This window comes from Sphingomonas sp. GW821-FHT10F11, assembly GCF_058809095.1.
Window position 1 is genome coordinate 54,959 of the sequence record NZ_JBXASH010000004.1, and the last position, 19,930, is coordinate 74,888.

Annotated in this window: 19 protein-coding genes and 1 riboswitch; of the genes, 5 read left to right on the forward strand and 14 right to left on the reverse strand. The window is 67.1% G+C overall.

The genetic code is table 11. From position 1 onward, the window contains the following. Nucleotides 1-6 precede the first annotated feature (6 nt). The 3 genes from AC1RT8_RS13525 to AC1RT8_RS13535 all read right to left on the reverse strand — a co-directional run bounded on the left by AC1RT8_RS13525 (nt 7) and on the right by AC1RT8_RS13535 (nt 2,917). Nucleotides 7-1,356 carry an NCS2 family permease gene (locus tag AC1RT8_RS13525; RefSeq protein WP_493076180.1) on the reverse strand — a complete coding sequence of 450 codons (1,350 nt, stop codon included), beginning with the start codon at nt 1,354-1,356 and terminating at the stop codon, nt 7-9. Between the two features lie 96 nt (nt 1,357-1,452). After that, nucleotides 1,453-2,772 carry an AtzE family amidohydrolase gene (locus AC1RT8_RS13530; RefSeq protein ID WP_493076181.1) on the reverse strand — a complete coding sequence of 440 codons (1,320 nt, stop codon included), beginning with the start codon at nt 2,770-2,772 and terminating at the stop codon, nt 1,453-1,455. Continuing rightward, a complete protein-coding gene (locus AC1RT8_RS13535) occupies nt 2,765-2,917 on the reverse strand; it encodes a hypothetical protein (protein WP_493076182.1) in 153 nt (50 codons plus the stop codon). The genes AC1RT8_RS13530 and AC1RT8_RS13535 overlap by 8 nt, the downstream gene beginning before the upstream one ends. A gap of 99 nt (nt 2,918-3,016) precedes the next feature. Here AC1RT8_RS13535 and AC1RT8_RS13540 point away from each other — a divergent pair, with 99 nt between their 5' ends. Continuing rightward, nucleotides 3,017-4,003: a bile acid:sodium symporter family protein gene (locus tag AC1RT8_RS13540; RefSeq protein ID WP_493076183.1), complete on the forward strand. Its 987-nt coding sequence runs from the start codon at nt 3,017-3,019 to the stop codon at nt 4,001-4,003. On the opposite strand, the gene AC1RT8_RS13545 is transcribed toward AC1RT8_RS13540, so the two are convergent. Genes AC1RT8_RS13545 through rpiA form a run of 5 tightly spaced genes read right to left on the reverse strand, consistent with a single transcriptional unit; the run spans nt 3,980 to nt 9,724 of the window. Then, the gene (locus tag AC1RT8_RS13545; protein WP_493076184.1) at nt 3,980-4,777 is read right to left on the reverse strand and encodes a Cof-type HAD-IIB family hydrolase; all 798 of its coding nucleotides are present in this window, start codon (nt 4,775-4,777) and stop codon (nt 3,980-3,982) included. The two genes, AC1RT8_RS13540 and AC1RT8_RS13545, sit on opposite strands and share 24 nt — an antisense overlap. An 8-nt stretch (nt 4,778-4,785) precedes the next feature. Next, nucleotides 4,786-5,769 carry a phosphogluconate dehydrogenase (NAD(+)-dependent, decarboxylating) gene (gene gnd, locus AC1RT8_RS13550; RefSeq protein WP_493076185.1) on the reverse strand — a complete coding sequence of 328 codons (984 nt, stop codon included), beginning with the start codon at nt 5,767-5,769 and terminating at the stop codon, nt 4,786-4,788. A gap of 28 nt (nt 5,770-5,797) precedes the next feature. After that, nucleotides 5,798-6,925 (reverse strand): transaldolase, encoded by a 1,128-nt coding sequence (tal, locus tag AC1RT8_RS13555; protein WP_493076186.1) that lies wholly within the window; start codon nt 6,923-6,925, stop codon nt 5,798-5,800. 2 nt (nt 6,926-6,927) lie between these two features. Next, nucleotides 6,928-9,012 (reverse strand): transketolase, encoded by a 2,085-nt coding sequence (tkt, locus tag AC1RT8_RS13560; RefSeq protein WP_493076187.1) that lies wholly within the window; start codon nt 9,010-9,012, stop codon nt 6,928-6,930. Nucleotides 9,013-9,028: 16 nt separating this feature from the next. Continuing rightward, entirely contained in the window at nt 9,029-9,724 is a 696-nt protein-coding gene (gene rpiA / locus AC1RT8_RS13565; RefSeq protein ID WP_493076188.1) for a ribose-5-phosphate isomerase RpiA, read from the reverse strand. Between the two features lie 103 nt (nt 9,725-9,827). On the opposite strand from rpiA, the gene AC1RT8_RS13570 reads away from it, so the two are divergent. The 4 genes from AC1RT8_RS13570 to AC1RT8_RS13585 all read left to right on the forward strand — a co-directional run bounded on the left by AC1RT8_RS13570 (nt 9,828) and on the right by AC1RT8_RS13585 (nt 15,516). Continuing rightward, nucleotides 9,828-10,466: a DedA family protein gene (locus AC1RT8_RS13570; RefSeq protein ID WP_493076189.1), complete on the forward strand. Its 639-nt coding sequence runs from the start codon at nt 9,828-9,830 to the stop codon at nt 10,464-10,466. A 967-nt stretch (nt 10,467-11,433) separates the two neighbouring features. Continuing rightward, the gene (gene bla, locus AC1RT8_RS13575; RefSeq protein ID WP_493076190.1) at nt 11,434-12,345 is read left to right on the forward strand and encodes a subclass B3 metallo-beta-lactamase; all 912 of its coding nucleotides are present in this window, start codon (nt 11,434-11,436) and stop codon (nt 12,343-12,345) included. 392 nt (nt 12,346-12,737) lie between these two features. After that, a complete protein-coding gene (locus tag AC1RT8_RS13580; RefSeq protein WP_493076191.1) occupies nt 12,738-14,807 on the forward strand; it encodes a PA5441 family protein in 2,070 nt (689 codons plus the stop codon). Nucleotides 14,808-14,976: 169 nt separating this feature from the next. Then, nucleotides 14,977-15,516, forward strand: coding sequence for a DUF3142 domain-containing protein (locus tag AC1RT8_RS13585; RefSeq protein WP_493076192.1), 540 nt, complete (start codon nt 14,977-14,979; stop codon nt 15,514-15,516). Nucleotides 15,517-15,558: 42 nt separating this feature from the next. On the opposite strand, the gene AC1RT8_RS13590 is transcribed toward AC1RT8_RS13585, so the two are convergent. From AC1RT8_RS13590 to AC1RT8_RS13615, 6 genes are all read right to left on the reverse strand, one after another. Then, nucleotides 15,559-16,266 carry a DJ-1/PfpI family protein gene (locus AC1RT8_RS13590; protein ID WP_493076193.1) on the reverse strand — a complete coding sequence of 236 codons (708 nt, stop codon included), beginning with the start codon at nt 16,264-16,266 and terminating at the stop codon, nt 15,559-15,561. An 18-nt stretch (nt 16,267-16,284) separates the two neighbouring features. Continuing rightward, a riboswitch (ZMP/ZTP riboswitch) is annotated at nt 16,285-16,365 on the reverse strand. Beyond that, nucleotides 16,352-17,827 carry a glycosyltransferase family protein gene (locus AC1RT8_RS13595; protein ID WP_493076194.1) on the reverse strand — a complete coding sequence of 492 codons (1,476 nt, stop codon included), beginning with the start codon at nt 17,825-17,827 and terminating at the stop codon, nt 16,352-16,354. (Overlaps the previous riboswitch by 14 nt.) Before the next feature lie 4 nt (nt 17,828-17,831). Further along, nucleotides 17,832-18,341, reverse strand: a complete 510-nt coding sequence (locus tag AC1RT8_RS13600; protein WP_493076195.1) for a DUF2306 domain-containing protein — start codon at nt 18,339-18,341, stop codon at nt 17,832-17,834. 62 nt (nt 18,342-18,403) lie between these two features. Then, nucleotides 18,404-18,874: a hypothetical protein gene (locus AC1RT8_RS13605; protein ID WP_493076196.1), complete on the reverse strand. Its 471-nt coding sequence runs from the start codon at nt 18,872-18,874 to the stop codon at nt 18,404-18,406. A gap of 15 nt (nt 18,875-18,889) precedes the next feature. After that, the gene (locus AC1RT8_RS13610) at nt 18,890-19,426 is read right to left on the reverse strand and encodes a demethoxyubiquinone hydroxylase family protein (RefSeq protein WP_493076197.1); all 537 of its coding nucleotides are present in this window, start codon (nt 19,424-19,426) and stop codon (nt 18,890-18,892) included. Further along, nucleotides 19,423-19,926, reverse strand: coding sequence for a disulfide bond formation protein B (locus tag AC1RT8_RS13615; RefSeq protein ID WP_493076198.1), 504 nt, complete (start codon nt 19,924-19,926; stop codon nt 19,423-19,425). Before AC1RT8_RS13615 ends, AC1RT8_RS13610 begins: the two co-directional genes overlap by 4 nt. Nucleotides 19,927-19,930: the final 4 nt, after the last annotated feature.

Consider the following 19,930-nt stretch of genomic DNA (forward strand, 5'->3'; position numbering starts at 1 on the left):
CTCTAATCATCCCGCCGCCAGCCATGCGAAGCGCACCACGAACAGCAGGGCCAGCACCAGCAACAGCCAGTCGGTTTTGGTGATCTTGCCGCGCAGCAGCTTCAGCACGGCATGGGCGGTGATGCCGAAGGCGAGGCCGTTGGCGATCGAGAAGGTCAGCGGGATCAGCGCGACGGTCAGGAAGGCGGGGATCGCCACTTCGGGATCGTCCCATGCCACCTCGGCCAGCGGCATCATCATCAGCGCGCCGACCAGGATCAGCGCCGGCGCAGTGGCGGCCGCCGGCACGAGCTGCGCATAGGGCGCGACGAACATCGCGGCGAGGAACAACAGGCCGGTGACCACCGCCGTCAGCCCGGTGCGGCCGCCCGCCTCGACGCCCGCCGCGCTCTCGACATAGGAGGTGACGGTGCTGGTGCCGGCCAGTGCGCCGATCATCGTCGCGATCGCATCGGTGAACAGCATGCGGTTGAGGCGGGGGATGCTCCCGTCGGGGGCGACCAGCCCGGCGCGCTTGGTCACCGCGACCAAGGTGCCGATATTGTCGAACAGATCGACGAACAGGAACACGAACAATATCTCGATCACACCAAGCCCGTGCCTGCCGTCGGCGCCGAACACGCCGCCGAGATCGAGCTTGAACGCGGTTTCGGTCAATGCCTCGAACGAATAGGGCTGGGGCGTGAAGGTGACGAGGCCCATCGCCCAGCCGATCAGCGTGGTCGCGACGATGCCGATCAGCACCGCGCCGCGCACCCGCCAGACGCTGAGCACGGCGATCGCCACCAGCCCGATCAGGGCGAGCGCCGCGCTGGGGGCGTGGAGATCGCCGAGCGCGACGCTGGTCGCCGGATTGTTGACCACGATGCCGGCATTCTTCAGCCCGATGAACCCGATGAACAGGCCGATGCCGCCCGCGACGGCGGCGAGCAAGTGCGGCGGGATCGCGGCGAGGATCATCTGGCGGATGCCCGCCGCGGTGAGCAGCAGGAAGACCACGCCCGAGATCAGCACGCAGCCAAGCGCGACCGGCCAGGGCACACCCATGCCCTGCACCACGGTGAAGCTGAAATAGGCGTTGAGCCCCATGCCCGGCGCGAGCGCGAGCGGCACATTGGCGAAACAGCCCATCAGGATGCTGGCCACGCCCGCCGCGAAGCAGGTCGCCGCCGCCACCGCGGCGATCGGCATGCCCGCCGCGCCGAGGATCGTCGGGTTGACGACGATGATATAGGCCATGGTCAGGAAGGTGGTGGCACCGGCCAGCACTTCGGTGCGCACGGTCGTGCCGCGTTCGGCGAGTTCGAACCAGGTGGCCAATCGGCCAGGCGTCTGCTTTTCCTCGGTCGTCGACATTGGCGGTCCCCCGGCTGCCCAGATCCGCTCCCGTCCTTCCGGTCGGCGCCGGATCGGACACGAGCATAGCGCGACTTTACGCGAGCGGAAGAGGGTTCAGACGGGCGCGCTGAACCCGGTCAGGCCGTCCGCCTCGAGCCGCTCCGCCAGCGCGAACAAAGCGCCTTCGCGGCCGGGCACGCCGACGAGCTGGAGGCCGAGCGGCAATCGACCCGGCCGGAGCAGCGGCACGGCGATCACCGGCAGGCCGATGAAGCTGAGCGGCTGGGTCAGCCGGCCGAGATGCGCGCGGGCGGGCACGCGCGCGCCATCGACGGTGATGAAGGGATCGTCGATGCGCGGCGCAACCTCCCCGACGCACGGAGCGATCAGCACGTCGTGGCGCTCGAACAGGGCAAACACGGCGGCGCGGAAGGTCTCGCGGAAGGTCTGTGCCGCCAGATAGTGCGGCGCAGGCAGCATCGCCCCGGCGATCAGCCGGTCGCGGGTTGCGGGATCGAAGTCGAGCGGACGGCGGCGCAACTCGGGCAAATGCCGCGCGCCGCCCTCGGCCGCGGTCATCAGGAAGGCGGCGGAACGGGCACGGTCGACCTCGGGGAATTCGACGCGTTCCAGCCCGCCGAGATGCGCGTCCACCGCGTCGATCGCTGTGACCAGTTCGGGCGCCATGTTACGCTCGAACCAGCCTCCCAGCCGGCCGATACGGGTTCCGGCCGCGGCATCGGTGCCGCCGAGCACCTGCCAGGCCAGCTTCAGGTCGGCGATCGAAGTGGCGAAAGGGCCGATATCGTCGAAGCTGTCGACAAAGGGATAGACGCCCTGCATCGGCAGGCTGCCATGCGCGGGCTTCAGCCCATACAGCCCGCAGAGCGCGGCCGGCACGCGGATCGATCCGTTGGTGTCGGACCCGAGCGTCAGCGGCAGCATCCCGCTCGCCACCGCCGCAGCCGATCCGCCGGACGATCCGCCTGCGAGGCGATCGGGGTCGTGCGGGTTGCGGGTGGTGCCGAAGGCAGCGTTGACGGTCGCGAAGCCATAAGCGAACTCGTCCATGTTGAGCGTCGCGACCAGCACCGCGCCCGCCGCCCGAAGCCGCACGATCGCCTCGGCATCGACCGTCGCAGGCGGCGCATCGTGCAGCATCGCCGCGCCGGCGGTGGTTGGCAGGCCGGCCACGTCGAACAGGTCCTTCACACCGTAAGGTACGCCAGCGAGCGGCCCGGGATCTCCACCACCCGCGACGATCGCATCGACCACCCGCGCCTCGGCCAGCGCCTGCTCGTCGAGCAGCCTCGTTACCGCACCAATCGCCCCGTCGCGTTCGCGGATGCGCGCAACCGCCTCTTCCGCGACCGACACGGCCGACCGGCGGCCGGTGCGCACCGCCGCCGCGATAGCGCGGATGCTCTCAGTCATCGGGCTGTTCGACCAGCTTCGCGTGCCCGACCAGGACCTCGAGGTTCGTCCGGACGCCGGGCAGGCATCCGGGCGGGATGTCGAGATCGAGCATCGCGCGCGCCATCTCGACAATCGCCGTGTCAGTCAGTGGAGTGTCTTCCATCGCCCCAGCTTACGGCCAATCTCCATCGGACGATATGCGGCTTTGACGGAGGGGCGCAAACCCCATTGCAGCCCGCGACCGATCGCGCGAAACGGGCTGATGCTGAAGCGTTTCCTCGTCATCTTCGAGCCGTTCATCCTGATGCTGATCGGCACGGTCGTTCTCGCCTCGATCCTGCCGCCACGCGGGGCCGGGGTGCCGCTGTTCGGCGCCATCGCCGATATCGCCATCGTGCTGCTGTTCTTCCTCCACGGCGCCAAGCTGTCGCGCGAGGCAGTGCTGGCGGGGATGAGCAACTGGCGGCTCCACCTCGCGGTGTTTGCCGCGACGTACATTCTGTTTCCAGTGCTGGGCCTGGGCGTCGCGGCCCTGCCCTTCCTCACGCCGCCGGTCGCGATGGGGATGTTGTTCCTGACCTTGCTGCCATCGACCGTGCAGTCGTCGATCGCCTTCACCGCGATCGCGCGCGGCAATGTCGCGGCGGCGGTGTGCAGCGCGTCGATCTCCAACATCCTCGGCATCGTGCTGACCCCGGCGCTGACCGCGGTGCTGATCCATTCGAGCGGCAGCGCCGGCGTGTCGCTCTCGTCGGTCGAATCGATCGTCGTCCAGCTCTTGCTGCCCTTCGTCGCGGGGCACCTGCTGCGGCCATGGATCGGCGCGTTCGTGACGCGCCAGAAAAAGATGCTGACCGTGGTCGATCGCGGGTCGATCCTGCTGGTCGTCTATACCGCCTTCGGCGCGGCGGTGGTCGACGGCATCTGGCACCGGCTGTCGGCGGCGGAACTGGCGGTGATCCTGGCGGTCTGCGCGGTGCTGCTGGCTCTGGTCCTGCTCGCTACCTGGGGCGCGGGCAGACTGATGGGCCTCAGCCGCGAGGACGCGATCGTGCTGGTGTTCTGCGGGTCAAAGAAGAGCCTCGTCTCAGGCGTACCGATGGCGGGCGTGCTGTTCGCGCCGGCGCAGGTCGGCCTCGTCATCCTGCCGTTGATGCTGTTCCACCAGCTCCAGCTGATCGCCTGCGCGGTGATCGCGCGGCGTTATGCGGACGATCCCGTACCCTTAACAGCGCGGCAGGATGATTGAATCGATCGCTTGCGCCACGCCGTCAGCGTCGTTCGCGCCGGTGACGAAATCCGCCTTGGCCCGGACCTCGACCGGGCCCTGCCCCATCGCGATCGACAGGCCGGCGCGGGCGAACATCGCGACGTCATTGCCCTGGTCGCCGATCACCGCCGTCTGCGCGAGCGGCGTGCCCAGCGCGTCTGCCAGCAACGTGACGCCGTCGCCCTTGTTGGCGGCAAGCGCGGTCACGTCGAGATAATAGGTCTGGGATTGCACCACGGTCGCCCGCGTGCCGAACGCCGCCGCTGCCCGATCGGTCAAACTACCGAGCAACGCCGGATCGTCGCTGACGAAGGTGAGCTTGTCGGCGCGGTCGAACAAGGCGGTGAAATCGGACACGATCACTGGCGCCTGGTTCGACGACACCCGCTCCGAATCGACATGATGGCCCTGGTCGGTGCTGGCGTACCAAAGGTCGTCGGCGAACACCCAGATATCGACCGGCGCGTCACCGATCAGATCAAACACGCCGCGCACCACGTCGGGGTCGATGCGGTGCTGCTCGATCACCGTGCCATCGCGGCGGAAGATGGTGCCGCCGTTGAAGGCGCCCATCACATCGTCGATCGCCAGCGCATCGGCGATCGGCATCATGCCCGATCGCGGCCGCGCGCTGATGATGGTGAAGCCCAGGCCCGCCGCGCGCAGCCGGCCGACCGCGGCGATCGTGCCGGGGGTCAGCTTCTTCTGCTTGTCGACCAGGGTGCCGTCGAGATCGGAGACGACGAGCCTCACGGCTTCACTCACTGCGGCATCTCGACATGGCCGCCGAAGCCGAAGCGCATCGCCGAGAGCAATTTGTCGCCGAAGGTATGGTCGACCCGGCTGCGATAGCGGGCGAACAGGGCGGCGCTGAGCACGTTGACCGGCACTGCCTCTTCCATCGCTGCCTCGATCGTCCAATGGCCTTCGCCCGAATCGGCGACCTTGCCGGAATATTTGTCGAGCTGCTGATCGTCGGCCAGCGCCGAGGCGGAGAGGTCGAGCAGCCAGGACGAGATCACGCTGCCGCGCCGCCAGACCTCGGCGATGTCGGTCAGGTTGAGGTCGAAGCGCTCGTCCTCGGGCAGCTTGTCCGAGGACTTGCCCTTCAATATGTCGAAGCCCTCGGCATAGGCCTGCATCAGGCCATATTCGATGCCGTTATGCACCATCTTCACGAAATGGCCCGAGCCGGGAGGGCCGGCATGGATATAACCCTGCTCGGCGCGCGGATCCTCGCTCTTGTCGCCGCGATTGGGCGTGCGCGGGATGGTGCCGAGGCCCGGCGCCAGCGCGGCGAGGATCGGATCGAGCAGGTCGACCGCTTCCTTCTCGCCGCCGACCATCATGCAATAGCCGCGTTCCAGCCCCCAGACGCCGCCCGAGGTGCCGACATCGACATAGCGGATGCCCTTCTCCGCCAATGCCTTGGCCCGCCGGATATCGTCCTTGTAGAAGCTGTTGCCGCCGTCGATGACGATGTCGCCCGGCCTGGCGAAACCGGCGATGGCGGCGATCGTGTCCTCGGTCGGCGCGCCGGCGGGCAGCATCACCCAGAAGATCGCCGGGCTGGCGAGCTTGGCGTGCATATCCTCGAGCGAGCCGGCGCCGACCGCGCCGTCCTGAACCAGCTCAGCGATGGCCTCGGGCGAACGGTCATAGGCGACCGTCTCATGTCCCGCGCGCATCAGCCGCCGCGCAATGTTGCCACCCATCCGGCCGAGGCCGATCAGTCCGATACGCATTGGCAATCTCCGGATGAGTTGACGCAGTTCAGTTCGCCGTTTCGGGATGCTTCGCCGCAATCGCGCCGAGCAGGGTGTCGAACGCCTGAGCGAAGCTATGGACCCCTTCCTCCACCAAAGTATCGGTCACACCGTTCAGGTCGAGGCCAAGCCGCTCGGCTTCGGCGAGGGTGTGGCGGGCGCCGTCGACATCGGCCGTCAGCGTCTCGGCGGCGGTGCCGTGATCGCGGAACGCGTCGAGCGTCTTGGGCGGCACGGTGTTGACCGTGTCCTTGCCGATCAAGGTGTCGAGATAGAGCGTATCGGGATAATCCGGGTTCTTGGTGCCGGTCGACGCCCAGAGCAGCCGCTGCGGCATCGCGCCCTTGGCGGCCAGCGCCTGCCAGCGATCCGACGCGATGAACGCCTCATACCAGGCATAGGCCAGCTTGGCGTTGGCGATGGCGACCTTGCCGCGCACCGCCTTGAGCGCGTCCGACTCGGCATCGCCGCCCTTCACGCGGGCGTCGATCACATCGTCGATCCTGGTGTCGATACGGCTGACGAAGAAGCTGGCCACGCTGGCGATCCTGTCGATCGCCTCGCCCTTTCCGGCGCGCTGCTCGAGACCGGCGACATAGGCCAGCGCGACCGCCTTGTATGCCTCGATCGAGAAGAGCAGCGTCACGTTGACGTTGATCCCGGCCGCGATCGTCGCGGCGATGGCGGGCACGCCGGCTGGCGTGCCGGGGATCTTGATCATCAGGTCGGGCCGGTCGACCGCCGCCCAGAGCTTCTTCGCCTCGGCGATGGTACCGTCGGTGTCGTTGGCGAGATAAGGCGAGACCTCGAGGCTGACATAGCCGTCCTTGCCGCCAAGCCGGTCATAGACCGGGCGGAGCGTGTCCGCCGCGGCCTGGATGTCCTGGATCGCGAGATGCTCGTAGCGCTGCATCGCCGGGGCACCGGGATGCGACTGGTCGAACTCGGCCAGGGCCTCGTCATAGGCGGTGCCATGGCCCATCGCCTTTTCGAAGATCGAGGGGTTGGAGGTGACGCCGGTCAGCCCGTCCTCGTCGACCAGCTTCTGCAGCCCGCCCTCGGCGAGGAACTTGCGGTCGACGAAATCAAGCCAGACGGCCTGGCCCAGTGCGGCGAGATCGTTGAGGCGGCTCATGATCAATCCTTTCCGAGCAATGCGCGGGCGACCTTGACGACATTGTCGACGGTGAACCCGAACTTGTCCTGCAGCTTCGCGATCGGGGCGGACGCACCGAAGGTCGACATGGTGACCGTGCGCCCCTCAAGCCCGACGTACCGATCCCAGCCGATCTCGCCGCCCATCTCGATCGCGATGCGGGCGGTGACGCCCTTGGGCAGGACCGAGTCCTTATAGGCCTGATCCTGCAGTTCGTAACGATACCAGCTCGGCATCGAGACAACGCGCGAGCGCACGCCCTGCGCGGTCAGCGCCTCATGCGCCGCGACCGCGAGCGAAACCTCGCTGCCGGTAGCGATCAGGATGACCTCGGGGTCAGCATCGCCGGCGAGGATATAGGCGCCCTTCATCAGCCCTTCGGCCGAGGCGTATTTCGACCGGTCGAGCGTCGGCAGCGCCTGACGCGACAGGACCAGGCTGGTCGGACGATGCTTGTGTTCGAGCGCGGCGCGCCAGGCCCAGGCGGTCTCGTTGGCGTCGCCGGGGCGGATCGTGTCGAGGCCGGGAATGGCGCGCAAGGTGGCGAGATGCTCGATCGGCTGATGCGTCGGGCCGTCTTCGCCCACGCCGATCGAATCATGCGTGAAGACGAAGATCGAGGGCAGCTCCATGATCGCGGCGAGCCGGATCGGCGGGCGCATATAATCGGCAAAGACCATGAAGGTGGAGCCGTAGGAGCGCAGGTGCGACAGCGCCATGCCGTTCACCACCGCGCCCATGCCATGTTCGCGCACGCCGAAATGGAAGTTGGAGCCGCCATAATTATCGGCCTCGAACGAGGGCTTGCCCTTCACGTCGGTCTTGGTCGAGGGCGCGAGATCGGCCGAGCCGCCGATCAGGAACGGCACGCGGTTGGCGATGGCGTTGAGCACCTTGCCGCCGGCGTCCCGCGAGGCGATGCCCTTTTCGTCGGCATCGAACACCGGAATGTCAGCGTCCCAGCCCTTGGGCAGGTCGCCCTTGAGCAGCAGGTCGAGCTCCGCGGCGAGATCACCATTGGCCTTGCGATACTCGGCGAAATTCGCCTCCCATGCTTCGCGCAGCGGCCGGCCGCGATCGGCGATCGACTTTTCGAAGGCCTCGGCGACGCCGTCCGGCACCAGGAACTGCGCGTCCTCGGGCCAGCCATAGGCCAGCTTGGTCGCCTTGATATTGTCGGCACCGAGCGGCTCGCCATGCGCCTTTTCGCTGCCGGCGCGGGGGCTGCCCCAGCCGATGATCGAATGGACGACGATGAAGGTCGGGCGATCGTTCGTCGCCTTGAAGCTGGCGAACGCATCGGCCAGCGCGCCGCAATCATTCGCGTCGTCGACATGGATGACGTTCCAGCCATAGGCCTGGAAGCGCATGCCGACATCTTCGTCGAACGCGAGATTGGTGTCGCCTTCGATGCTGATATGGTTGCTGTCGTAGATCCAGCACAGGTTGGAGAGCTTGAGATGGCCGGCGAGCGATGCCGCCTCGGCCGAGACGCCCTCCATCATGTCGCCGTCGCCGCACAGCGTATAGACGTCATGGTCGAACAGGTCGAAGCCAGGCTTGTTGTAGCGCGCGGCGAGCCAGCGCTCGGCGATCGCCATGCCGACCGAATTGCCGCAGCCTGCGCCGAGCGGGCCGGTCGTGGTCTCCACGCCGGTGGTGTGGCGATATTCGGGATGACCCGGGGTCTTCGAGCCGAGCTGGCGGAATTGCTCGATGTCGTTCAGGCTGACCGCGAGATTGCCGGTCGGCTTGCCGTCGCGATCGATCTCCTTGATGCCGGCCAGGTGCAGCAGCGCGTAGAGCAGCATCGAGGCATGGCCGACGGAGAGCACGAAGCGGTCGCGATTGGGCCAGTCGGGCTTGTCCGGATCGGTGCGCAGGAATTGCGACCAGAGCGTGTGGCCGACGGGCGCGAGCGCCATCGGCGTGCCGGGATGGCCCGAATTGGCCTTTTGCACCGCGTCCATCGAGAGCGTGCGGATCGTGTCGATCGCCAGGCGTTCGGGCGAGCCGTCCTCATGGAGGCCTTTGACGGGAGCAGTGGCCGTTGCGGCATCTGACATGGAAGAAACTCGCTTTCTATCGAACAGTCGAACGCTGCCCGTCGCTGGTGGTTGCCTGTCTGTCGAGCCGGATCACGCGGCCGCCCCCGCCGATATAGGCGCAATCCACCTCGTCAAGGAAAAGGCCATGCCCGAGAACGCCGGGGATCGCGGAAAGGCCCATGGCCAGGGCGCAAGGATCGGGCATTTCAGCGAAAAAAGCGTCGATGATGATATTGCCCTGATCGGAGCGCTCGGCGCGCACGGCCGTCTTCGCGCCCAGACCGGCCAGCCGAGTCGCGGCGAACGCGCGGGCGAACGGCAGGATCTCGACCGGCAGCTTGGCCTTGCCGATGCGTGTGACCCGCTTCGAGTCATCGGCGATGACGATCATCCGGCGCGAGGCGGCCGCGACGATCTTCTCGCGGAGCATCGCGCCGCCCGCCCCCTTGATCGCGAACAGACGGTCGTCGATCTCGTCGGCGCCGTCGATGGTCAGGTCGACCGAGTCGACGCCCGCGAAATCCACCAGCGTGATGCCGGCCATGCGCGCCATGGATTCGGTGCGCAGCGACGTCGCGACCGCGCGGATATCGAGGCCGCCGCGCACCAGCTCCCCCAATCGCCCGATCGCGAAGGCAGCGGTCGAGCCGGTGCCGAGGCCGACCAGCATGCCCGGACGGACCTCCTCCACCGCGGCAAGGGCGGCGGCGCGTTTGTCGTCATCGGTCATGGGCGGCCTTTGTCGGGATGAGCGGCCATCCTAGCAGCCTGCACGCCGCCCCGACAGATTTTCCACTGGCGACGCGCGCCCTCTTCGCCGAAAGGGGGAACCCATGATCGAGAAAATCCTCGCGATACTCGCGACCTTCACCATCGCCGTCATCTCCAAGGGGGGGTATCTCGGCATCGTCCTGCTGATGGCGATCGAATCGGCCTGCATCCCGCTGCCGTCCGAGATCATCATGCCGTTTGCCGGCTATCTCGTCTCGGTCGGGCGGTTCGACCTGTATCTGGCGGCGACCGCCGGGGCGATCGGCTGCAATCTCGGCTCGATCGTCGCGTACGAAGTCGGCAAGCGCGGCGGCCGTCCGCTGGCCGAGCGCTGGGGCCGCTATGTGCTGATCGGTCCGGGCGAGCTCGACATGGCGGATCGCTTCTTCGACCGCTGGGGCAACCATGCCGTGCTGATCGGCCGGCTGTTGCCGGTGATCCGGTCGTTCATCGCCTTTCCGGCAGGCGTCGCGCGAATGAAGCTGGTGCCGTTCCATATCTATACCTTCATCGGATCCTGGCCGTGGTGCTTCGGCCTGGCCTGGCTCGGCATGGTGCTGGGCGAGAAATGGAACAGCGACCCGCGGATGAAGGCGGCGTTCCACAGCGCCGATGCGCTGATCGGCGTGGTGCTGGTTGCGCTGGTGGCTTTCTATATCTGGCACCGGGTGCGCGGGCTGAAGGCCAGGCCGAAGGAATAGAACCGGACCTGATCCGGCAAGTATCGGAGACGGCTTTTCCAGTAACGGTGCTATGCCCCGGTCGATTCCAGCCAGGTATTCGGCGATTTTTGTCAGCCAACGTCGACCCCGATTTTTCGAGGTAGGCAGGAATACGAGCGGCAGTTTTTCTGTCAACGGGCCACACGACACTCGATGTGTGTCGACAGCTTTCATGATGAGGCGCTTCGGCTTCATAAGCTTTACGGGCGCTTTACTCGCCAAATTATGAGAATGGTATGGCGAGATCATTGCCGCTTCTTTCCTGATCATCCGGGCGGGCGGAAAAGATGCCGCGAATGCCCGTTGCCGCGATGATGCAACGGCCAGTCGGTAAAGTGAATCAGCGGCCAGTCGTGATCGGCCCCGACTAGAAAACGAGCTGTGGCGTTTCGGCCTGAAAGGGCACATGTTTCGGAAATGATCCGATCCACGGCAGCCTTGGCATTGTTGCTCGCAGCATGTTCCGTCGATGGCCCGGTGGACAGCGCGCAGGCAACTCAGCGGGCCAAAACCGCTCTCATCGACCGATACGGCAAGTATTTTCCTGCCGAAAAGCGGAGCCGGCTTCAGCACAGGGTCGAAGCCCAAGGGCCAAATTGGTGGGTATATTTCTGGGACCCAGATGCGGGAACGGGGGGTGATGCGTGGATCACCGTCGAAAAGAAGACCGGCCGAGTGATTTCAGTCAGCGTCGGTCAATAGTCGGCTTTCGCTTTCGTCTCGCGCAGACTCGCAATCCGACGCTTAGCCTTGCGCACGGCAAGCCAGCAAACGGCCCGCCATTTGCAGTCGGCCGCCCGACGCCGACGTTCGGCGCCTGGTTCGTATCGGCCGCCTCTCGCACCGCCTAAGCCCCAAATCCAATTGGGGTCTGCGTCGAGATAAGATGTTTTGTCGTGCGGGCGCCGTCGCGACATCGTCGCGGGAGCAATCGGGAGAGCGAGCGATGAAGTGGATGGTTTTCGGGGGCGTGGCTTTGGCGTCGGTAGCGGCGATGGCCTCGGCACAGGCGGACGACCCGCTGACCCGGCCGATCGAACCCGACTATGCCGCGCGCTGGCTGACGCCGCAGGCGCCGGTCAGGGTGCACGGCAATTTCTACCTGGTCGGGTATGGCGGGCTGAATGTCGGGCTGATCCGCACCAGCGCCGGGCTGATCCTGATCGACGGCGGGGTGCCGCAGGGGGTGGCTGGGATCGAGGATCATATCCGCCAGCTCGGGTTCAAGGTGAAGGACGTGAAGTTCATCCTCAGCACCGAGCCGCATTACGATCATGCCGGCGGCATCGCCGCGCTGGCGCGCGACAGCGGCGCGAAGGTCGTCGCCAGCCGGGCGGGTGCGCAGATACTCGGCCTGGGGCACAGCCTGGCGGACGATCCGCAATTCGGGCAGCTCGCGCCCTTTCCGGCGATCGCGGGCGTGCTCACGCTGGAGGATGGCGAGAAGCTGCGGCTCGGCGATACGGTCATCACCGCGCGCGCCACGCCGGGCCACACGGCGGGCAGCATGAGCTGGACCTGGTCCAGCTGCGCCGGCGGCACGTGCCGGAACATGGTGTTCGGCGCGAGCCTAAATCCCATCTCGACCGAGCGCTGGGGCTTTTCGGACCCGAAACATGCCGCGACCGTCGCGGCATTCCGCAAGACCTTCGGCGTGGTTGCCGGACTCCCCTGCGATATCCTGGTCACATCTCACCCGGACGCATCGGGCGGTGATGTGAAGCTGGCAAAATTCCGCCAGCGCAAGGAGCCCAACCCGTTCGTCGATCCGGGCGCGTGCCGCGCCTATGCGGCGAAGTATGAAGGCCTGCTGGATACGCGCATTGCGCGAGAGCGGGCGGGGCCCGCGAAGCCTTGAGATTGAAGGGGCAGTGGCGACCACTCTTCCTCTCCAGTGGGAGAGGATAGCGAAGCTTGACAGCTTGCTGTCTAGCGTAGCTTGGAGAGGGGCTCCGGGAGCTCTCGATGGCTCCCGGAGCCCCTCTCCAACTTCGCCTAATTCCCCCGGAACAAGTCCGGGGTCATAAGGCTTCGTATCAGTTTTGACTGCAGACAGGTCAATCATGCCCCCGGCATGATTGAGAAATGCCCGGGGGGCATTTCGACCTGCCTGCAGCCAAAACTCCCACTGGAGAGGAAGAGAGGGCCCGGTCCCGCTTCCCGTCGCATCGCTCTCGACCCGGCGTGCAGTCCCGGTGCAAAGGAGGCGCGTCCCATTCGAGGAAGATTGGGGAATCAGGGGAGTGAGCGATGTACCGGATTAGCGCGCTGTTGATTGCGGTGCTGCTGTCGTTCGCGTGGCAGGCCCCCGCGCGGGCGAGTGGCGATTTCGGCTGCACGCAGGAATGGAAGCTCAAGCACAGGGCGATGACCGGGTGCGCCGACATGGCGATGCTCGGTCCGGCAAACGACACCCGGGTCAATCTCAGCCTGTTGCTGCTCGACATGCGCCCCGCCAGGCCGGGCAGCGACCAGCCTGCGCCTCCGCTGGCCCTGTTCGACTGGATGACCTTCCGGAAAACATATTTCCCCGGGCCCGACCCATCGACCGACACCAGCTATGCCGAGGGCGAAGGATCGCGCTGCCGGAGCAACGACAGCGGCACCGCGGCCTTCGCGGCGGCGCTGGGCGCGGCGCGGCAGGTGCCGGAGGCCGAGCGCGCGGCGCTGATCGCGGCGCGGCGGGCGCTCCAGCCCAATTGTACCGGCCCCACCGCGACCACCGATGTTCCCGTCAAATCGGCGACCGGCAAGGCCTTTGCCAGCTACCTCCAGGGCGCCGCCGCCTTTTACGGCGGCGACTACGACACCGCCGCCGCGCGCTTCGCCACGCTCCGCGGCACCGACCAGCCCTGGCTGCGCGAGACCGCCGATTACATGCTCGGCCGGGTCGAGGTGAACCGCGCACAGGTCAGCGCCTTCGACGAATATGGCTCCCCCAGGGATGCCGCCCAGATCGATGCGAAGGTCATCGCGGCGGGCGAGGCGGCGCTGCGCGCCTATCTGCGCGATTATCCCAAGGGGCTCTACGCCGCCTCGGCACGCGGGCTGTTGCGCCGGGTCTATTGGCTCGGCGGCCGGGACGACAAGCTGGTCACCGAATATGCAGCGCTGTTCGCACAGGGGGGCGTGGACGGCGGGGAGCTTGCCGACGAGATCGACAACAAGCTGCTGCCCCGGCTGAAGATCGCCGACACGACCGATCCGATCCTGCTCGCGGTGCTCGACCTCGCCCGGATGCGCGACAACCGCGGCAATATCCTCGCTTCTTCGGACGAACCGCCGATCGCCCTTGCCGAGCTGGAGGCGCAGCGCCCGCGCTTCGCGAGCAATCCGGGGCTGTTCACCTATCTGCTCGCGGCGCATGCATTCTTTGTCCAGGACAGGCCGGAGGCCGTGCTGAAGCTGATCCCGGACGCGGCGCGGCACGCGGATTTCAGCTATCTCCAGTTCAGCCGCCAGATGCTGCGCGGCGCGGCGCTCGATGCCGTGAAGGACCGCAATGCGCGCGGGTTCTGGATGGAGATGCTGCCGGGGACGAAACGGCCGTTCCAGCGGCCAGCGATCGAGCTCGCTTTGGCCCTGCATGACGAACGCGCCGGCGCGCTCGACGGGCTGTTCGCGCCGGGCTCGCCGGTCCGCACGCCTGACCTGCGCGAGATATTGCTGACCAATGTCGCCGGCCCGGCGCTGCTGCGGCGTCAGGCGAAGGATGCGCAGGCGCCGAAGCATGAGCGCGACGTCGCGCTGTTCACCTTGCTCTACAAGGATCTGACTCGCGGCGCCTATCGCGACTTCCTGGCCGACCAGGCGCTGGTGCCGGCGGGGGCGCCGGCCGATGGCAATCTCTACGATCTGCGCGGCGGAGAGCAGGTGCCGATCGGCATCTTCGACCAGGCCAAAGGCGTCGGCGATTATGACTGCCCGGCGCTGAAGGAGATCGCCCGCCAGCTCGCCGCCGATCCATATGCGGCCAAGGCGCGGCTGTGTCTGGGCGATTTCATGCGGGTGACGGGATTCGACGGTTATCCGCTCGACAACAAGCTGCCCGCCGACGAGCTGGGCGGTACCGCGTCGCTCTTCCCCGGCGCGGCTTTCTCACGGCTGGAGATCTACAAGGCGATCATCGCCGACCCGAAAACGCCCGCGCCCGACAAGGCCTATGCGCTGTTCCGGGCGATCAATTGCTATGCGACTTCGGGCAACAACAGTTGCGGCGGCACCGAAGTCGTGATCGCGCAGCGCAAGGCGTGGTTCACGCGGCTGAAGAAGGAGTATCCGACATCGCGCTGGGCGCAGGAGCTGCGCTATTACTGGTAGGCTGGTCCGCCTCTTCGCTGCCCTGACGCCGGCGCTCGCCCTATCGGGCGCCGCTCTGCCCGACGAGCGGGTCGACGCCGCCCGTTACGATACCTTCTGGCTCTGGGCCGGGGTCAAGCCGCAGTCCGCGCTTGCGAAGGCAAAGACGCTGTACCTGCTCCAGGGCCAGGTGTCGGTGCGCGAGCCGGTGCGGCTTGCGGCGCAGCGGCCCGCAGTGCCGCGGGTGCGCGGACCGGAGGTCTGGATGGTGGTGCGAGTCGAGACCATCGAATGGCCGCCGCCGGTCTATGCGCAGGTCCTCGCGCAACTCGCGAAATGGCGCGCGGCGGGGAACCAGGTGGTCGGCGTGCAGATCGATTTCGATGCGCGGACCCGGCACCTCGAAAACTATGCGGGTTTCCTGAAAGACCTGCGCCGCCGCCTGCCCGCCGACTGCAAGCTGGGCATCACCGGCCTGCTCGACTGGAGCAGCAATGGCGACCCTCGGGGCCTGGATGCGCTGGCCGGGGCGGTCGATGAGGTGGTGTTGCAGATCTATCAGGGTCGGCGGGTGATCCCGGGTTACGCCGGCTATCTGGCGCGGCTGGACCGGATGAAAATACCGTTTCGGGTCGGGCTGTTGCAGGGCGGGGAGTGGCGGGCACCCGCGGGGCTGGAGGCGAATCCGCGTTTCCGGGGGTATGTGGTGTTTTTGTTGAATCCGCGGTGAGACCGCCCCTCTCCCCTCTCCTTTAGCCTTCGCCGGGGAAGGTTACGCTTGAGATGAAGCGTTCATCCGCTCCGCCGCAGCCTCAGTCCGCGCATCGCGCCCCGGCGCCGATTTCGCCGCCAGCGCCTGATAGCGCGCCAGCGTCTCCGCATCCGCGCGCTCGGGCGATCCCGAATCGAACGGGGGCGAGGGATCATATTCCAGGCTGAGCTGGACCAGCCGGGCATGCGCCTCGCCGCGGATCGTGGCGGTCAGCGCCAGGCCGAAATCGATGCCGGCCGTCACCCCGCCGCCGGTCGCGCGGTTGCGGTCGATCACCACGCGTTCCTTGACCGCGATCGCGCCGAACGCCGCGAGGTGATGGTGCGACGCCCAGTGCGTCGTCGCCCGATAGCCCTTGAGCAGCCCCGCCGCGCCAAGCAGCAGCGCGCCGGTGCACACGCTGGTCACCCAGGTAGCGCCGGCCGCCGACCGCTTGACCCAGGCAAGCGTTGCCGCATCCTCCATCGCGTCGTTCACCCCGAAGCCGCCAGGGATGCAGATTATGTCGGGCTGCACCGCGTCTTCGAACGTCGCGGTCGGCAGCAGCGCAAAACCGGCATCGGTCGGCACCGGCGCCAGATCGCGCGCGACGAGATCGATCGTGACATTGCCCAGCCGCGACAGCACTTGCGCCGGGCCGGTCAGGTCGAGCTGGGTGACGTTCGGGAAGAGCAGGAAGGCGACGCGGATCGGCGGGAATTCGGGCATGGGGCTCTCCTTGGTCCAGAGGTCTGCCCAGGCGAGCGGCGCTTTCAGGTCCCGCGCTTCCCCGTGGTGCTCCACGATTCGCCAGTCACGCGAGAGCCGCCTTGATATCCCTGTGCTCGGCGGCCGACAAGCTCGCCTGCCGGATCAGCCATGCCAGTAGCGGCACCGCGATAACGAGCCAGGGGATCAGTCCGAGCGCGGGCCGCCAGCCCCAATATTCGCCGGCGATATTGTTGACCTGGCCATTGAAGAGATCGGTCATGACCGGGGCGACCAGCGGGAAGCGATAGCCGTGGGGCGCGGCGATCTCACAGGCGGCGACGGCGAAGTTGATGAAGATGCCCGAGGCGATCAGCCCGGCGATCCAGCCCTTGCCGGTCGAACCCCAGCCCTGCCAGAGCGGTGCGATCCCGAGGCAGAGGAAGCCGATCATCGGCACCGAATGGCGCGGTCCGGTGGAGTGACCGCCGTCCCAATAGACATAGGCGGCATTGTACAGCAGCACCGCGGCCACGATCGTGGTGCAGAGCCACCCCAGGTCGCGCGTCTCGGGCGTGCGGATCAACCGGGCCAGCCCGATCGGCGCGAGCACCAGCACCGGCGCCAACCAGATCAGCCCGCGCTCGGTGCCGAAGAGGATCTGCCACAGCACCTCGGCCTTGGGATAGGTAAGGCCGAAAAACCCCTGTTGCATGCCGTTGAAGCCGACCACGCCCTGATAGCCCACCTTGAACGGCGTGCCGAAGGCGATCGTGTTATAGGCCAGCAGCGGCAGCAGCGCGACGAGGCCGGCCGCCACCGCGATGCCGAACAGCCGCGCCCTGACCGGCCAGGCGACGGCGCGCGTCCGCCAGAGCACCCAGACACCGATCGGAAAGGCGGGGATGACCGCCGGAAACTCGACGACCAGCGCCCAGCCGAGCGCCAGCCCCGCCATGACCGGATAGCGCCACCGCCTGATCTCGCGCTCGCCCGAGGTGCCGCGCCAGACCGCCCAGGTCGCGATCAGCAGCAGCGCGCCGACCGGCGCATGGCCGAACAGGGTGGTCGACCAGCCCCACACCGGCGTCGCCAGGGCATAGGCAAGCGCGGTGACGAACCCGGCGCGCGCGCTGCCGGTGATGCCGGTCGCGAGATCGAGCAGCAGCACGGTGGCAAAGGCGGTGAGCAGCGCGACCGCCATCGCCACCGCGAGGCGCAGCCGCAGCCGCATATAATCCCAGAAATCCTTGTTCCCGATCTCCTTGGGCATCGGCGTCGCGGTCGTGCCGGTCAGCACGTCGCCGAGCCACACGGCGGGCATCGCCATGATCGTCATGCCCGGCGCCTTGTCGAGATAGGTGTGCTTGCCGAATGCCGCCTTGTCGATCGTCAGGTCGCGGAACTCGTCGATCGTCGCGTCGTGCTGTTCGACCAGCGAGATCGCGGCGAACATCCGGGTCGAGTTGTTGGCATTATAGGGCGACGAGCCGAACCAGCTGATCGAGAGCCACACCAGGATGAACAGCCCGAGCGCGAGCTTGTGCGGCCCGCGGACCGGTGTGGGAGAGGTCAGGGTCATGATGTCAGCCGAATAGCCAGGCGCCGAGCATGCGTCCGAAGGGGAAGGTGAAGAAGCCGGCGACGAGCAGCGCGCCCGTCACCATGCCGCGCACCAGCCTGCGGTGGCGCACGATCTTGTGGTTGCGCGCGGACCACCAGATCAGCGGCGCGACCAGGATCACATAGGCCGAGATGATGTGGATGAGGCTGAGGCCGCCATGCCGGCTCTCGCGCACCCCGAAGGAGACGATGGCGGTCAGCAACATCGCCGTAACCCAGATTTTGCCGAGCAGCCGGTGGAGCGAATCGCCGCGCGGGCGCAGCAACATCACCGGGGTCAGCGCAAGCGCGGGCAGGATCGTGGCGAGATGCGCCCAGACCAGCGGCGGAACCATGCCCCAATGCGGATAGCCTCGGGCCAGTGCGACCAGCACCGTCGCCAGCAGGGCGATCGCAGCAACGGCCAGGAATTTCTCATATCCGTCGGCGGCGAGCGATTTTGCCCGCGCCGTTCCGGCCGTCACCGTCGCCATTGCCCTGCCCCTCGGCGGAAAGGAGAATTCCCTAACCGAAGCGGCAACATAAGGTCAAAGCATCAGGGGAGGGAATCCTCGAGCTGCTTCTGATCGGCTTTTTTCTGCTGGTTCTCGCGCTTGGCCTGTTGCGCCTGCTGGAGGAAGCAACCGCTCTGCCCGCCCGCCCCGACTGTGGAGCAGCTGCCCACGCCCCCCGCGACGGTCGGGTCGTTGACCAGGCCTTGCGCCTTCACTGCCCAGCTCTGATTCTCGGGCGTGATCTGCAGCTCGCGCACGTCCTTGGGGATGCGGTACTGCTCGCTGGGGTTGCCGCGCACGCACACCACCACCTCGGCGCCATCGGCATTGGTCGGGCAGCGTTCGTTGCCGAACAGGGTGATGACGCCGTTGACCGGCGCACTGCGCGATACCTCGGCAGGGCCTTGCGGCACCACGACGCGGGGCCCGGGCAGCGCCGGTCCGGCGACCTGAGCGGCGGCCGGGGCGGCCACAGTCAGCGCCAGGGCGGACGCCATGATCCTGACAATCATCATACTCTCCCGTTTCTAGATCCGCTTGGCGGTCGCGATCGCCGCCTTGCAGCCGAGACGGATCAGTCCGCTCAGCAGGGGATAGCCAAAGGCACGCTCCGCACCGGAGGCGAGCGCGGTATCGCGATGCTCGACCTCTTCAGCCTGAAAATCCGCGATCGCCCCGGATAGTTCCGGGTCGCTCTCGCCAAGCGCGGCGAGCTGTTCCGAATAATGCTTGTCGATCTCGGTCTCGACCGCGGCGGTGCACGCCATCGCCGCTTCCGGCCCGATTGCCGCCGTCACCGCGCCCAGCGCGAAACCGGCCACGTCCCAGAAGGGCTGGAGCAGAGTCGGCCGCACGCCGCGCCGCGCCGTCATCGCATCGAAAAAGGCGCGGTGGCGCTCCTCCTGACCGGCCATGCCGGCGATCTTGCGCGCGGCAGGGGTGCGATCGCCCATCACCGCGAGTTGCCCCGCATAGATTCGCGTCGCGCCATATTCGCCCGCCTGATCGACCCGGATCATCGAGTGAGTCGCGCGTTTCGCGTCGCCGGGCCGCCAGCCGCTCATCTGGCGAAGGCCGATATCGTGCGGCGGCGCAGCAGCCACAGGACCGACAGACCGCCAACAAGCGAAATGATCGCGTTGAAGCCGGCGAGCGAGACGCCGAACAGCGACCATTGCGCCACGTCGCAGCGCACGACCGGCGCATCCATGATCCGCTTGAGCATGTCCTCGACCGATCCGCCGGTGCCGTGCATCGTGGTGCTGCAGGCAGTGATGCCCTGCCACCAATGATATTCGACGCCGGCATGGAACACCCCGATCCCGCCGCTGACCAGAATCGCGATCGCCGCGAGCGCGACCAGCGCGCGCTTGCTCGCGGCGCCGGGTACCACGAAGGCGGCGGCGGCGAGCACGATCGCGGTGTAATGCGGCCAGCGCTGCCAGTGGCACATCTCGCACGGGAACAGCCCGCCGATATATTGCGACCCCAGCGCGCCGGCCATCAGCACGGCGGGCAACAACAGCGCGACCCAGCGTGCAGTGGTGAAGCGGTCCTGGGTCATTCAG